This is a genomic window from Streptomyces sp. NPDC030862 (assembly GCF_055571835.1).
Genome location: NZ_JBVIEN010000003.1, coordinates 613,788 through 628,145 on the forward strand (window position 1 = coordinate 613,788; position 14,358 = coordinate 628,145).

Below are 14,358 nucleotides of genomic sequence, written 5' to 3' on the forward strand. Positions count from 1 at the left end.
AAGGAGAAAAAGTGCGCCTGAGGAAGCTGGGCAACACGGGAATCAAGATCGGCAGCGTCGGCCTCGGGTGCATGGGCATGAGCTGGCTCTACCAGGAGTCCGCCCGGGACGACGCACGCTCCATCCGGGTCATCAACGAGGCACTGGACCTCGGCGGGAACCTGCTGGACACGGCGGATCTCTACGGGGCGGGCCACAACGAGACGCTGCTGGGCCGGGCCGTCGCGGGCCGCCGGGAAGAGGCGGTCGTCGCGACGAAGTTCGGCATTGTGCTGGACGACCTCCACCAGCGGGCGGCCCATCGCGACAACTCACGGGCTTATCTGCGTACGGCGGTCGAGGCGAGTCTGCGACGGCTGGACCTCGACGTCATCGACCTCTACTACGTCCACCGCATCGACCCCGCCGTCCCGCTGGCGGAGACCTGGGGCGCGATGGCGGAGCTCGTCGACGAGGGCAAGGTGCGCTGGCTCGGCCTGTCGGAGCCCACGATCGCACAGGCCCGCGAGGCGCACGGGATCCACCCGGTGACCGCCGTCCAGTCCGAACTGTCGCTGTGGACGCGTGACGCTGTGGAGGGTGAGTCGGGAGGGATGGTCGGCTGGTGCGAAGGCGTGGGGGCGAGTTTCGTCCCGTTCGCGCCGCTCGGCCGGGGCTTCCTCACCGGGACCCTGCACGCGGGGCAGTTCGAGGACACCGACTTCCGCACCGCCAACCCGCGCTTCCATCGTGCCGCGATGGAGGCGAACCAGCGCATCGTCGACGTGATCCGGGAGGTCGCCGACCGCCGTATGGTCACGCCGGCCCAGGTCGCCATCGCCTGGACGCTCGCGCAGGGCGAGCAGGTGGTGCCCATTCCCGGCACGAAGAACTCCCGCTATCTGCGCGAGAACCTGGCCGCGGCGGAGGTCCACCTCACCGAGGAGGACCTGGCCGACCTGGCCACGCTGCCGGCCGCTGTCGGAAGCAGGTACTGAGCACATGACAGGTACAGAGCGCAGGGGCGTCAGCGCCGAGGCCTTCGGTGGACCGCCGGTCCGGATCGCGTTCTTCGACGTCGACGAGACGCTCATCGACGTCAAGAGCATGTTCTCCTTCCTGGAGTTCCACCTCGGCGATCCGGACCGATACCGGGCCGCCGAGGGTGAGTTGACGCGTGCGGCGCGAGCAGGCGTGCCCCGTGAGGTGACCAACCGCGCCTACTACCGCAACTACGCGGGCGTGGAACAGCACGAAGTCGCCGACAGCGGGCGCCGCTGGTTCGACCGCGAGCGGCAGCGGGACGGCTTCCTCCACCAGGGCGTCGTACGCGAACTGCGCCGGCTCCAGGCCGAGGGATATCAGGTCGCGCTCGTCTCGGGGTCGTTCCGGGCCTGCCTGGACCCGATCGCGGAGCACCTCGGCGCGGACCACGTGCTGTGCAGCGAGCCCGAGGTGGTCGCGGGCCGGTACACGGGCGAGGTGCGCACCGCGATGATCGGCGCGGCGAAGGCCACGGCCGCCCGCGCCCTGATGGACCGGACGGGCGCACGTCCCGAGCAGTGCGTCGCGTACGGCGATCACGCCTCGGACCTACCGCTGCTGACCTGCGTGGGTGGCGCGGGGGTCGTCGGGGACGACCCGGTGCTCGCCGAACACGCCGACCGGTTCGGCTGGATCCGATTGCCCCGGACCGCCGGGGCCGCAGCGGCAGCACAGGGGACCGCCGCTGCGGCCCCGGGTGGACACCCGGCCGCCCCGTCCTCGGAAACCTCACCCGCCCCCTTCACGTCCGGCACGGAGGAACTCACCCATGCGACTCGGTAACGGGCTCGGGATCCGGGCCGTCAGGACGTGTCTGCCGGTGACCGTCGAGACCGCCCGGGACGCCCTCGCGCGCGGCAGGATCGGCGAGGAGGAACTGACGAACACCGGCGTCATCGAGGTACCCGTCTCGGGATCGGTCTCGGCGCCCGACATGGCGGTGGAGGCGGCGCGCGGCGCGCTCGCCGCGGCGGGCTGGGACGGCGCCGGCCTCGGCTTCACCGCGCACGCCTGGATCCACCACCAGGGCCACGACTTCTGGTCGCCCGCGCACTACGTGGCGCACCGGGTCGGCGCGGTGCGCGGCGTCCCGCTGGGCATCCAGGTGATGTGCAATGGCGGCGGCACCGCACTGGAGGCGGCCGCGTCCCGACTGCTGGCCGATCCCTCCACCGCCACCGCGCTCATCACCACCGGCGACCGTTTCCCCGACGAAGGCTTCGACCGCTGGGCGGGCGACTACGGCGTCTTCTACGGTGACGGGGCCACGGCGGTCCTGCTGCACGAGCGCGATGACGCGGTCGACGAGTTCACGCTGCTGGGCCTGTCCAGCGCCGCCGTCTCGGCGGCCGAGGGGCTGCACCGCGGGCGGGACGGGTTCACCCCGGCGAGCCGGTGGATCAGCGACCGGATCGACGTCAAGCGCACCAAGAAGGCGTTCATCACCGATGTCGGCCTCGACGGTTTCTACACCGGGGTGCACGCGGCGCTGCGCGACGTCGTCACGACCGCGCTGGAGGAAGCCGGCATCGACGCCGACGACCCCCGCATCCGGGTCCTCACCCTGCCCAGAGTGGGCGTCAAGGTCCGCCGCGAGACATACCACCCGGCGGTCGAGGGGCTGACCAAGGCGCGTATTGCCGAACTGGGTAACCGCACGGGCCACTTGGGGGCCGGCGACATGGCGGCGAACCTGACGGACATCCGCGAGCAGGAGCTGCTCGCGCCGGGCGACATCGCCCTCTCCATCTCCGCGGGCGGAGGCTTCGGCTTCACCTGCGCGGTCGTCGCCCGGCCCACCCACTGACGACACTCGTACGCCCCTCTCCATCCATCAGCTCGAACCCCCTGAAAGGGGACGTCTCATGAGTACGGCTCCTCCGGGCACCGGCCGCGGCAATCCCACACTGACGCTCGTCGCGGTCTGTCTCGCCGTCCTGGTCCTGCCCGCCTCACTGACCGGCACCTCCGTCGCCCTTCCGGCGATCAGCTCCGATCTGCACGTGGGCCTCGCCCCGCTGCAGTGGGTGGTCAACGCCTACAACCTGGCCTTCGCCTGCTTCATGCTCGGCTGCGGCTCGCTCGCGGACATCGTGGGCCGCCGGCGGATGTTCGCCGGCGGTACCGTCCTGTTCGCCGTGTCGACCCTGGTCAGCGCGGTGACGTCGAGCATCGTGGTGCTGGACGTGTCGCGCGCGCTCGCCGGACTCGGGGCCGCCGCGGTGATGACCTCGGGCGCCGCGATACTGGCCACGACGTTCGAGGGCGCCGCCCAGGCGAAGGCCTTCGCGATCCTCGGCTCGTCGGCCGGTGCCGGTCTGGCACTCGGCCCGTCGACCGCGGGTCTGCTCGTCGGCAGCTTCGGCTGGCGATCGGTGTTCTTCTCGCACCTGCTCATTTCGGTGCTCGTGCTCGTCGCGGTGCCGCTGATGCCCGAGTCGAAGAACCCCGCCGCGACGAAGGTCGACTGGGTCGGCACCGCCACCTTCACGTTGTCCCTGTTCTGCCTGATGTACGCCATCGTCCAGGGGCCGCAGCAGGGCTGGACGAGCGGTACGACACTGTTGCTGTTCACCGCGGCGCTCGTGCTGATGGCACTGTTCGCCGTCGCCGAACTGCGCCAGCGGCAGCCCATGATCGATCTCTCGCTCCTCAAGCAGGGTCGGTTCATGGCGGTGTCGCTGATCCCCGTCGCACTGTCCTTCAGCTTCGTGTGCATGCTCGTGCTGCTGCCCACGTACTTCACCTCGGTCGCGGGGATGAGCGCGAACGCGTCGGGCGCCACGATGCTGCTGCTCACCCTGCCGGTCCTGGTGGTTCCGCTCGTCGTCAGCAAGCTGGTCAAGAGCGGCGTGTCCACCCGGCTCATCCTCACCCTGAGCCTCGTGGTCGCCGCGGTGGGCGCGGGCTGGCTGCTCACGCTGATCGACGCCGACGTGTCGCTGGTGTCGCTGGCCGGCCCGCTGCTGCTGCTCGGCATCTCGATGGGCATGACGGCCGGTCTGGTGGACGGCGCGGCGATCACCTCCGTGCAGCCGACGCAGGCAGGTGCCGCCGCCGGTCTCTTCAACACGATGCGGCTGGCCGGGGAGGCGTTCGCCATCGCCGTGATGAGCGCTGTGCTGCTCAACTCGGCCCGCTCGCACATCTCCGAAGGTCTGTCCGGAGTCGAGGGCGCGAACGGCGTCGACGCGGGCGGCGTGGCCGACCGCGTGATCAGCGGCGACCTGGCCGGGGCGGCTGACACCGTCACCGGTACCGCCCGCTCCGACTTCCTCGACCTGCTCACCGGGAGCTACACGGAGGGTCTGCACCTGGTGCTGTGGGTGGTCGTCGCCATCTGTGCCGCGAGCGCCGTGCTGGTGAGCGTGATGCTGCGCGAGCGCGCCGCCCGGCCCGCCGCGCCCGCGGAAGCCGTCGGCGCGGAGGCGACCGTATGACCGGCTCCGCTCGTCCGTTGCCCGTGCTGGTCGTGGGCTCGGGACCGGCCGGGCTCACCGCGGCGACCGAACTCGTTCGGCGTGGTGTACCGGTCCGGTGCGTGGACAAGGCGGAAGGTCCCAGCACGCTGTCGAAGGCGCTGGGGCTGTGGCCGCGGACCGTCGAGCTGATCCACCGGGTCGGCGGACGGGACCTGCTCGCCGCCCGTGCGCTGCCCCAGTCGCAGATGCGGTACTACTCCGCCGGCAAGGTCATCGCCGACCTCCGCTACAAGCCGGCGACCCGTCCGCTGATCTGCCCGCAGCCGGACATCGAGGAGGTCTTGCGGACCAACCTCGCCTCGGTCGGGGGCAGTGTGCGGTGGGGGACCGAGCTGCTGGGCTTCGAGCAGCTCGACGACCGGGTACGGGCCCGGCTGCGCGACCCGGAGGGCACCGAGCACGAGGAGGAGTTCGCGTACGTCATCGGGGCGGACGGGGCCGGCAGCACCGTCCGCGGCCATCTCGGCATCGGCTTCGAGGGATCCACCTACGAACTGCGTTTCGTGGTCGCGGACGTGAGGGTCGAAACGCACTTCGACCACCGCATGACGCACTACTTCTGCTCCCCTCGGGGCATCCTGGTGGCCTGCGGACTTCCCGACGGCCGCTGGCGCGTCTTCACCTCGGCGCCCCCCGGGGTCAGCCAGGAGGACGTCGACCTGGCCATGGTGCAGCGCTTGGTCGACGAGCGCGGGCCCGGGGGGATCCGGCTGCGTGACCCCGACTGGATCAGCGTCTTCAACGTGCACGCGCGGCACGCCGCCTCCACCCGGGCCGGCCGGGTCTTCCTGATCGGCGACGCCGCGCACATTCACAGCCCGGCCGGCGGGCAGGGCCTCAACACCGGTGTCAACGACGCCCACAATCTCGCGTGGAAGCTGGCCCTCGTGTGGCACGGGCACAGCGCCGAGCGCCTGCTCGACACGTATGTGAGCGAGCGCGGGGATGTGGCGCGCGCCGTGGTGCGCCAGGCCGACGTGCAGACGAAGATGTGGCTGCTGCGCAAGGGCCACCAGGTCGTCCTGCGTGACAACCTGTTGCGGGTCGCCTCGGGCCTGCGCCTCTTCGACCTGGCGTACATTCCGTGGCTTGCCGGACTGCGGACCAGGTACCGGACCGATCCCTCGGCCGGACGGAGGACGGCCGGTTTCGTGCCCGGCGCACTGGTGCCGCTGCCGGAGCGGAACGAACTCGACGATCTCCGGCACACGTTGATCGTCACCGGTGCGCAGGACGCGTCGGTGCGGGAGCTGACCCGGTGGTGCACGGACCGGCTCGACGTGGTACTCGATGTCCGCACCGAGGCGCGACGGGGGAAGTCCGCGCTCATCCTCGCCCGGCCGGACGGCCACGTGGACTGGATCGCCAAGGACGCCGCGACGATGCGCACACGGCTGACGGACCTGTTCCGCCCCCTGCTCGGGGCCCGGCAGGACACACAAGAGAAAGCGAAGGAGCACACCTCATGAGTCTCATTCCGGACAGTCACAAGGATCTGCTGGAGCGGCCGCTCTTCGGTCACCTGGCCACGACCCGGGCAGCGGGCGGCGGGCCGCAGGTGAACCCGATGTGGTTCTCCTGGGACGGCGAGTACGTGCGGTTCACCAACACGACGGTCCGCTACAAGTACAAGAACATCACGGCCGACCCGCGTGTCGCGGTGTCGGTCAACGACCCGGAGCAGCCTTACCGGTACCTGGAGATCCGCGGAGAAGTGGTCCGGATCGACGACGACTCGTCCGGTGAGTTCTTCGCGCAGCTCGCGGAGCGGTACGGCATGAAGCTGGACGGCCCGCCGCCGGACGTCGCGCACCGCATCGTGTACGTGGTCAAGCCCACCGGGGTCAGCCACCAGTGAGCCGGTCCGCCTGAGGCTGCCCGCGCCCGCTCTGCCGTGCCGCGAGGGTCAGTTCCCGCTGACCTTCGCGGTCACGAGGTCCGCGACCACGGCGGTGCCCGCGCCGAGCGCGGTGAGGCGGTCGAGTGCCTCGCGGTGCTGTGCCTCACTCACGCTGGCCGTGGCGTCGGAGACGACGACCACCCCGTAGCCCAGACGCAGCGCCGCCGCGGCGGTCGACGCGACACCGTGCGCGGTGGACAGTCCGGCGACCACGACGTCCGTGACGCCTTCGTCGCGCAGCCGGTCGTGGAGGTCGGTGCCCGCGAAGGCGTCGAGGCCGTGCTTGGTCACCAGGTGCTCGCCGGTACGGGGTTCGAGACCGGGGACAAGCTGGTTGGCGGCGGCGCCGATGCCGCCGTCGGCGCCGTCCTCCCGTACGTACCGGACGAGCACGACGGACGAAGAGCCCGTGTGGGCGAAGTGCTCGCGCAGCCTTCGGCAGGCGTCGGCCACGACCTCACCGCCTGCCGGCTGCCACGGCATGTCGACGATCCACCGCTGCAGATCAACCAGGACCAGTGCCGTGCGTGCGCGAGTCATTTTGTTCCCCCAGGACGGATGATCAGCGGCTCACCGCACCCTACCAAGGGGAAAAGACCGCCAATGGAGAGGCGAATCGCGACACGGGACGGTCTGCGACTGTGGACGGAGACGTTCGGCAGCCGCAGCGATCCGGCGGTGCTGCTGGTGATGGGCGGCACGGCACCGGGCATCGTGTGGCCGGACGAGCTGTGCCGGCTGATCGCCAAGGACGGGTACCAGGTGGTGCGTTACGACCACCGGGACACCGGCAAGTCGGGGAAGTCCGGCGACGACTACGACCTGTCGACGCTCGCCGCGGACGCCGCCGACGTGATCGTCGGACTCGGACTCGGCCCGGCGCACGTGGCGGGTCAGTCCGTCGGCGGCATGGTGGCCCAGCTGCTCGCGCTCGACCGGCCTGAACTCGTACGGTCGCTGACGCTGCTGTCCAGTTCCCCGGATGCGAACGGTGACGTACGGCTGCCGCCGCGTACCGGACTGCCCGGTCCGCGCCGGCCGATGCTGGAGCGCGCCGCCCGGCTCGCCGCGTCCCCGCCCCAGGGCCCCGAGGAGCGTCTGGCCGCGGCGGTCGACGGCTGGCAGGTGCTGGTCGGGCCCTCCGTACCGTTCGACCGGACGTACTGGGTTGATCTGGTCAGGCGCGTGGTGGACCGCGGCCACGGCCCCGACACCGCCTGGCGCCATGCGACGGCCCTGGACCGCACGCCCCCACTCACCGGCCGGATCGCCACCCTCGACGTGCCGACGCTCGTCATGCACGGCGAGCGGGACCCCGTCTTCCCCCTGGAACACGGCGAGGAACTCCGCCGGGTGATCCCGCACGCGCGCCTGTGGCGGATCGCCGGCATGGGACACATCTTCCCGCCGCACTGGTCGTCGACCATCAGCTCAATGGTCGTCGACCATCTGCGCAGGACATGAATGCCGCGTATGAAGGAGACTGTGATGCGCCACGCGACCAGCCGGACCGCCCCCTCGCGCACGCACCCGAGGACGGGGGTGCGTTCCGACACCGGGAGTCGGGACTCGGAAAGCGTTTTCCTCCGGGCGCTGCGCAGTCGGCGTCCCGCTTACCGCCTTGACGAGGCGTCCCTGTCGGATCCGCTGACGACGACCATTGCCTGGTTCACCGGCACCGTGTGAGTCCGGTCGCGCATTGACCGGAAGAAATGGAAAAGGTTGAAGCGAAAAGTTCGCCACGGACATCCCGACGGCCCGTCACTCCCGCGCAACCGCCGTCATGATCAGAAAGTCCCGTACCGCCCAACGGCCGTGGAGCACTTCGCCGCGAAATTCCCGTGCCGCACCACTGCGCCCACTCAAGCGGACCCCGAAGTTCCCCTCGGCCAACTCCCCAGAGCCACCGCCGTCATTGTCACAGGCCCGCCCGGTCAGCGTGAGTTCTGCATCTCGGAAACCCAGCCGGATCCCGCGCAAGGGATACCACGCCTTGTATGCCGCCTCCTTGGCGCTGAACAGCAATCGGTCCGCGTGGACGTGGGGCAGGACCGTCGCCAGCTGCGCCAGCCGCGCCCGCTCTCCGGCGGACGAGACAAGGTCCAGGACACCCTCGCGCAACCCCAGATTCGGCTCGGCGTCGATGCCGAGCGCCGTCACGTCGGCGCGGTGGGCGACCACCGCGGCCCGGTACCCCCGGCAGTGCGTGATGCTCCCCACCAGCCCCGACGGCCAGACCGGAGCCCCCGTCGCGTCGGCCGGCACCGGCCGGGGCTCCTCGCCGAGCAGCTCCATCGCGCGGCGCGCGCATCCGCGCCCGGCGGCGAACTGGTGTCTCCGCTCGGGCAACGCCGCCGCGATCAAGGCCCGTTCGGTCGGTGAAAGGGCACTCTCGTCACCGGGCGCGTCACTGACATCCTCGGCCACCGCAACACTTCTCGGCAGCAGTATTTCGATCACCAAGCCCCCCGAAATGGCCGCCGTTCGGCTGCGACCGCGGCGGACCATACCATGTGACCCATCGAACAAGGCGACGCGGCGGTCTGTCACCGGCATCCCTTAGGCTGGTAAGCGCACAACTGAAGATCCCCCTGCTCGCGCCGCGGCAATGGAGCGGCGCGTGAGCGCGGGGAAGCTGTGCACACGCCTACGGGGGAAGGCAAGAGCTGCATGGAACGAAACGAATATGTCCCTTCGTCAAGCGTCCCGGCACGCCACGCCGGGAATAGCTTCAAGATACTCGGGACGCTCTCCGCGTACGTCGACGGCAAAGAATTGGCAATTGATTCCGGGAAGCTCCGGGTCCTGCTGGCGGCGCTGCTGCTGCGGTCCGGTGAGGTCGTCGACAACGACCGTCTCGCCGACTGGCTGTGGGACGACCGCAAGCCGTCGAATCCACGGGGAACACTCCACACGTACGTACGGCGGCTGCGGATGCTGCTCGGTGACGCGGACCTGGTGGCGACCGCGGCCGGCGGATACCGGATGGACGTGGCCGACGCGGACCTGGACCTGACACGGTTCCGCCGCCTGGTCCGGCTCGCGCGGCAGGCCGAGACACCCGAGGAGCGGGCGCGGCTGCTGGCCGAGGCGCTGAGCGCCTGGCGGGGTGCGCCACTCGCGGACGTACCGTCGGACTCGCTGCGGCGCGACGAGTCCCCGGCCCTGGAGGACGAGCGGCTGGGCGCGCTGGAGGAGTATTTCGAGACCGAACTCCACCTCGGCAGGCACGGACAGCTGGTGAAGGACCTGCGCGCCGCCGCTCTGGACCATCCCTTGCGGGAGAACTTCTGGAGCCTGCTGATGCTGGCTCTGTACCGCTCGGGACGCCAGGCGGAGGCGCTGGACGTCTACCAGCAGGCCCGCCGCGAACTGGTCGAACAGCTCGGCGTCGAACCCGGCGAGCGGCTGCGTGCCCTGCACACCGGCATCCTCGAATCGGACCCCGCCCTCGCTGCCCCGAACGGGCCGCGCCCGGGCGTCGGCGAGGCCGTCACGGTGCCCGCGCAACTCCCGCCCCTGGCCATGGGATTCGTCGGAAGGACCGACGTCGTCCAACGGGTCGAGACGATTCTTCCGCCGACGCCGGACCGTACCGGCGTCCCCGTCGTGGTCCTGTCCGGGCCGCCCGGTGTCGGCAAGACGGCGCTGGCCGTCTGGCTCGGCAGCCGGGTGCGGGGCGCGTTCCCGGACGGGCAGTTGTACGTGAACCTGCGCGGCTACGAGCAGGGCAGGGCGCACACGCCTCTCCCGCCTGACCAGGTGCTCTCGCAGTTCCTGCGCAGCCTCGGCGTGCCCGCGGAGCAGATCCCGGTCGACCCGGTCGAACAGGCCAACCTCTACCGGTCGAAGCTGACCGGGAAGAGCGTGCTGGTGGTGCTGGACAACGCGTCCAGCGTCGAGCAGGTGCTGCCGCTCATACCCGGGGACGCGGGATGCTCCGTACTGATCACCAGCAGGCGGCAGCTGCGCTCACTCGCGGTCACGCACGGCGCACAGGTGATCCGTGTCGGCACGCTCAGCCCGCGGGAGTCGGCCGAGCTGGTTACGGCCATGATGCGGCAGGCCGCGGTGGCGATCGAGCCGGACGTGGTGCGTGAAGTCGTCGCCCTGTGCTCCTACCTGCCGCTCGCGCTGCGGATCGCCGCGGCCAACCTGATCGGCGCCCCGGGTGGCCAGACCGAGGACTACCTGGAGAGTCTGCGGCGCGGCAGCCTCGCCGCCCTGTCCGTCGACGGCGACACCACGTCCGCCGTCTCCACGGCCATCGCTTTGTCGTACGACGCGCTGAACCCGGACGACCGGGCGGTCTTCCGCCTCGCCGGGCTTTTCCCCGGCTCCGACTTCACCCCCGCCGCCGTCTCGGTGCTCGCTGACATCAGCGAGGCGCAGGCGCGGACCGGTCTGAGCCGCCTGGAGACGGCGAGCCTGCTCCAGCAACCCGCCCCCGGCCGCTACCAGTTCCACGACCTGTTGCGCGAGTATGCGCAGGACCGGGCACTCGCCGAGCACACCGCGCGGGATCGGGGCGAGGCCCTGGAGCGGCTCGGCCAGTGGTACCTCGCGGGTGCCTGCGCCGCGGCCGACGTCCTCTACTCGGAGTTCGTGCGGCTCGCCGAGCCGGAGCGGCCCAAGGCGACATTCGACGCGCCGCAGTTCCCGAACGCGAACCACGCGATGGCCTGGCTGCTGGCCGAGCGGCGCAATCTGATGGCCTGTGTGCGCCACTTCGGCACACACGGCCCGCACCACCTGACCTGGCACCTGGCCGACGCGCTGCGCGGCTTCTTCTGGACGGGCAAGTTCCGCACCGAATGGCGGGAGACCACCCGTATCGGCCTGGCCGCGGCCGACGCCCACCACGACGAGCGCGGCATCGCGGCCATGCACCGCAGCCTCGCCAACCTCCACAACACGCTGGGCGACTACGAGCAGGCCATCGCGCACCAGAAGCAGAGTCTCGCGCTGCACGACCGGCTCGGCATGGCCGAGGAGGTCGCCGCCATGCTCAACAACATGAGCCTCGCCCACCTCAGCCTGGGCCGGGCCGCGCAGGCCGAGGAAGCCGCACGCCAGGCGCTCGACGTCGCGCACAGCATCCGGTCACCCCGGCTCGAGGCCAGCGCCCAGGGCCTGTTGGGTTTCATCCACTGGACGCAGGGCGACATGGCACAAGCCACCGAATGCCTCACCGCGTCGCTGGCCACCGCGGGCGGCCACGGCCTGCACCACATCAGCTCGTACAGCCTGCGCAACCTCGGCCTGGTGCGCCAGGCCACCGGACAGCTGTCCGAGGCGCGGTCCTGTTTCACCCGGGCGCTGAACGTGTCCGAGTCCATCGATTCCTCGTACGACAGGAGCATCTCGCTGTACGGGCTCGCCCTGGTCGACCTGGACATCGGCCGGCACGAGACCGCGCTCGACTCGGCGCAGCGGGCGCTGACCTCCTTCCAGGAGTGCGGCGACCGCACGTACGAGGTGGAGACCCTGTGCCTGCTGTCGGCCATCAGCGCGGGCCTCGACTCGCCGCGGGGTTCGGCCCGCTACGCGGCCACCGCGCTCGACGGAGCCCGGCAGATCGGCTACGTCGATGGTGAGGCGTACGCACTGGCCCGTATGGCCGTCACCGACGGCCTGCTGGGCCGTGAGGACGCAGCCGGGCACGCCGAGGCGGCCCGCTCCCTCGCCGAGCGGAGCGGGAACCACATCGCCCGGAGCAAGGTCCTCCTGGAGCTGGCCCCGCTCTACCTGAGTCTGGGCCACCCGCACCGCGCCGAGGAGTGCGCACAGCTGGCGCTCGCCCTGTCGCAGCCCACCGCGCAGCGTCTGAACATCGCCAGGGCCCAGCACGTCCTCGGCGCCGTCGCCACGTTCGACGGCGACCACCCGCGGGCGCGGGACTACTGGGCCCAGGCCCTGGAGGCGTTCACCGAGATCGGCGTCGCCGAGGCCGAGGACGTACGCGCACGGCTCGCCACCGCACCGGCCACACGCCCATGACACGAGAGGACAGCACTGTGCACCCCACTGCCGCGGAGGTACGTCGCGTACCCATGAGGCGGGACCGGCTGCGGCCGGTGGTGGTCGCCTCCATCGGCAACGCCATGGAGTGGTTCGAGTGGGCCACGTTCGTGACGTTCGCCGCGCTGCTCGGCCCGCACTTCTATCCGTCGGGCGATGCCACCACGAACGTCCTGCAGACGCTGTCGGTGTTCGCCGTCGGATTCCTGTTCCGGCCGCTCGGCGGGGCGCTGATCGGCGCGTACTGCGATCGCAACGGCCGGAGCGCTGCGCTGCGGCTGTCCCTGCTGATGATGGCGGGTGGCAGCCTCCTGATCGCGCTCGCCCCGCCCTACCGGACGATCGGCGTGCTGGCCCCGGTGCTGCTGGTGGTGGCCAGGGCGCTGCAGGGGCTCTCCGCGGGCGGCGAGGGCGCGGCGATGAGCACGTACGTGAACGAGATCGCGCCACGCGGTCGCCGAGGCCTGTACTCAAGCGCCGTATACATCAGCACCACCCTCGGCACACTCGCGGCCACGCTGCTCGCGCTGCTGCTGCACCAGGTGCTCACCCCCGCCCAACTCGGAAACTGGGGCTGGCGGGTGCCCTTCGCGCTCGGCGCGCTGCTCGCCGTGTACGGCTGGTACCTGCGCGGCCGGATGCGCGAGACGCCCGTGTTCGACGCGGCACGGGAGCACCTGCCCCGCAACCCGGCGCGGCAGGTGCTGCGTACGCACCCGCGCGCTGCCGCCCGCGTGGTCGGCTTCACGCTGGGCGCGACCGTCGTCTACTACACCTTCGCCTCCTACCTGCCGCTGTACGCCCAACTTCAGTACGGAGTCCCGGCGAGCACCGCGTTGTGGGCCGCCGTCGCCGCTCAGGTGGTGTTCATGGCCGCGCTCCCGCTCCTCGGCATGGCAGCCGACCGGTTCGGGCGCCGTCCGCTGCTGCTGGTGTTCGGCGGCGGGTTCGCGTGTCTGTCGCCGTTGCTCTTCGGGCTCCTGTCGGGCTCGGCAGTGCGGCTGGGCGTGGTGATGACGGCGGCACTGCTGCTGTTCGGCTGCTACGCGGCGGCTGCGCCGTCGGCGACGCTGGAGATGTTCCCGACGTCGGTGCGGTCGAGCGGCGTCGGCCTGCCGTACGCGCTGACGGTAGCCCTGTTCGGCGGTACGGCTCCTTACCTGATCGCGTACCTCGCCGCGCACGGCCACGCCTCCTGGTACCCGTGGTACGTCGTGGTGCTGTGCCTGATCAGCACCGTCTCGTTCTTCCGGTACCGGGAGACGAAGGGGGTGGACCTCGCGGCCGTCGGCCGGACCTGACGTGACGAGGGCCGCACCTTCACCGGGCTCTCGGAAGGCGGGCACCCCGTTGTCGCCGCCATCCCTGGGGGCGGGTGGAGCGCTCGGTTCAAGAACCAGGACGGCACGTTCACTGTGGACCCTCTGGTGGCCTGGACCGTCCGAAGCGACGGCACTCTCACCCCCATCGACACCGACGCCACCGGCGTGTGCGAAGCCTCTACCGCCGTGGGCAACTTCGATGGCCTCGTTGCCGGCGGATGTCCTGGTGGGCACGTCGCCGTGCCGCGCGTACGACCTGACCGCAGCGGACCTTCCGTAGGCGCGGCCATACAGGCACGCGGTGATGTGTTCCAGGGTTACAGGGATAGGGGCGTGATCAGAGATACCGCCTCAGCCAGTCGGGCATGCTCGGGTCGTCAAGTCCCCAGGACTCCTGGAACGATTCGTCCCTCTCCCAGGTGTTCTCATCGCCGTCGAAGAACTTCTGCCGGTGGCACTTGTACTTGACGACGGTGTCGCCTTCGAGCCTGTACTCGTTCCAGTAGTAGTTCTGCCTCCCGTGGCCTTTCCACTCCTGGGTCGTGTAGATCGTCGTCATGAAGTCGGAGTGTAGCCAGGGCGCTGATCCGGCTTGACGGCGTAAACCGGG

At 70.7% G+C, this 14,358-nt stretch carries 12 protein-coding genes; 9 read left to right on the top strand and 3 right to left on the bottom strand.

The features are described from left to right. Nucleotides 1-11: 11 nt before the first annotated feature. Genes ACZ42X_RS10885 through ACZ42X_RS10910 form a run of 6 tightly spaced genes read left to right on the top strand, consistent with a single transcriptional unit; the run spans nt 12 to nt 6,363 of the window. Complete coding sequence (locus ACZ42X_RS10885; protein ID WP_468286862.1) at nt 12-977, top strand: aldo/keto reductase; 966 nt, start codon at nt 12-14, stop codon at nt 975-977. A 4-nt stretch (nt 978-981) separates the two neighbouring features. Beyond that, complete coding sequence (locus ACZ42X_RS10890; RefSeq protein WP_468286865.1) at nt 982-1,806, top strand: HAD family hydrolase; 825 nt, start codon at nt 982-984, stop codon at nt 1,804-1,806. Then, nucleotides 1,793-2,830 carry a beta-ketoacyl-[acyl-carrier-protein] synthase family protein gene (locus ACZ42X_RS10895; protein ID WP_468286868.1) on the top strand — a complete coding sequence of 346 codons (1,038 nt, stop codon included), beginning with the start codon at nt 1,793-1,795 and terminating at the stop codon, nt 2,828-2,830. Before ACZ42X_RS10890 ends, ACZ42X_RS10895 begins: the two co-directional genes overlap by 14 nt. 58 nt (nt 2,831-2,888) lie before the next feature. Then, nucleotides 2,889-4,463: an MFS transporter gene (locus ACZ42X_RS10900; RefSeq protein ID WP_468286871.1), complete on the top strand. Its 1,575-nt coding sequence runs from the start codon at nt 2,889-2,891 to the stop codon at nt 4,461-4,463. Continuing rightward, nucleotides 4,460-5,974, top strand: a complete 1,515-nt coding sequence (locus ACZ42X_RS10905; RefSeq protein WP_468286874.1) for an FAD-dependent monooxygenase — start codon at nt 4,460-4,462, stop codon at nt 5,972-5,974. The genes ACZ42X_RS10900 and ACZ42X_RS10905 overlap by 4 nt, the downstream gene beginning before the upstream one ends. Then, nucleotides 5,971-6,363 (top strand): PPOX class F420-dependent oxidoreductase, encoded by a 393-nt coding sequence (locus ACZ42X_RS10910; RefSeq protein WP_468286877.1) that lies wholly within the window; start codon nt 5,971-5,973, stop codon nt 6,361-6,363. The genes ACZ42X_RS10905 and ACZ42X_RS10910 overlap by 4 nt, the downstream gene beginning before the upstream one ends. A 48-nt stretch (nt 6,364-6,411) precedes the next feature. Here ACZ42X_RS10910 and ACZ42X_RS10915 read toward each other — a convergent pair whose 3' ends face one another. Further along, nucleotides 6,412-6,945, bottom strand: coding sequence for a cysteine hydrolase family protein (locus ACZ42X_RS10915; protein WP_468286880.1), 534 nt, complete (start codon nt 6,943-6,945; stop codon nt 6,412-6,414). A gap of 63 nt (nt 6,946-7,008) precedes the next feature. Here ACZ42X_RS10915 and ACZ42X_RS10920 point away from each other — a divergent pair, with 63 nt between their 5' ends. Then, on the top strand, nt 7,009-7,869 hold the full coding sequence (locus ACZ42X_RS10920; RefSeq protein ID WP_468286882.1) for an alpha/beta fold hydrolase: 861 nt from the start codon (nt 7,009-7,011) through the stop codon (nt 7,867-7,869). A 297-nt stretch (nt 7,870-8,166) separates the two neighbouring features. On the opposite strand, the gene ACZ42X_RS10925 is transcribed toward ACZ42X_RS10920, so the two are convergent. Then, nucleotides 8,167-8,865, bottom strand: coding sequence for a 4'-phosphopantetheinyl transferase family protein (locus ACZ42X_RS10925; protein ID WP_468286885.1), 699 nt, complete (start codon nt 8,863-8,865; stop codon nt 8,167-8,169). A 315-nt stretch (nt 8,866-9,180) separates the two neighbouring features. Between ACZ42X_RS10925 and ACZ42X_RS10930 the strand changes: the two genes are divergently transcribed. Next, nucleotides 9,181-12,405 (top strand): AfsR/SARP family transcriptional regulator, encoded by a 3,225-nt coding sequence (locus tag ACZ42X_RS10930; RefSeq protein ID WP_468286888.1) that lies wholly within the window; start codon nt 9,181-9,183, stop codon nt 12,403-12,405. A gap of 53 nt (nt 12,406-12,458) precedes the next feature. Continuing rightward, nucleotides 12,459-13,727 carry an MFS transporter gene (locus ACZ42X_RS10935; RefSeq protein WP_468286891.1) on the top strand — a complete coding sequence of 423 codons (1,269 nt, stop codon included), beginning with the start codon at nt 12,459-12,461 and terminating at the stop codon, nt 13,725-13,727. Between the two features lie 358 nt (nt 13,728-14,085). Here the strand turns inward: ACZ42X_RS10935 and ACZ42X_RS10940 are convergent, their stop codons facing one another. Then, nucleotides 14,086-14,307: a hypothetical protein gene (locus ACZ42X_RS10940; protein ID WP_468286894.1), complete on the bottom strand. Its 222-nt coding sequence runs from the start codon at nt 14,305-14,307 to the stop codon at nt 14,086-14,088. Between the last annotated feature and the right edge of the window lie 51 nt (nt 14,308-14,358).

Excerpts from the sequence above, each read along its gene's own strand:
- ACZ42X_RS10890 (WP_468286865.1), top strand. The coding sequence starts at position 982 with ATGACAGGTACAGAGCGCAGGGGCGTCAGCGCCGAGGCCTTCGGTGGA.
- ACZ42X_RS10920 (WP_468286882.1), top strand. The coding sequence starts at position 7,009 with ATGGAGAGGCGAATCGCGACACGGGACGGTCTGCGACTGTGGACGGAG.
- ACZ42X_RS10915 (WP_468286880.1), bottom strand. The coding sequence starts at position 6,945 with ATGACTCGCGCACGCACGGCACTGGTCCTGGTTGATCTGCAGCGGTGG.
- ACZ42X_RS10935 (WP_468286891.1), top strand. The coding sequence starts at position 12,459 with ATGAGGCGGGACCGGCTGCGGCCGGTGGTGGTCGCCTCCATCGGCAAC.
- ACZ42X_RS10940 (WP_468286894.1), bottom strand. The coding sequence starts at position 14,307 with ATGACGACGATCTACACGACCCAGGAGTGGAAAGGCCACGGGAGGCAG.
- ACZ42X_RS10905 (WP_468286874.1), top strand. The coding sequence starts at position 4,460 with ATGACCGGCTCCGCTCGTCCGTTGCCCGTGCTGGTCGTGGGCTCGGGA.
- ACZ42X_RS10910 (WP_468286877.1), top strand. The coding sequence starts at position 5,971 with ATGAGTCTCATTCCGGACAGTCACAAGGATCTGCTGGAGCGGCCGCTC.
- ACZ42X_RS10900 (WP_468286871.1), top strand. The coding sequence starts at position 2,889 with ATGAGTACGGCTCCTCCGGGCACCGGCCGCGGCAATCCCACACTGACG.
- ACZ42X_RS10895 (WP_468286868.1), top strand. The coding sequence starts at position 1,793 with ATGCGACTCGGTAACGGGCTCGGGATCCGGGCCGTCAGGACGTGTCTG.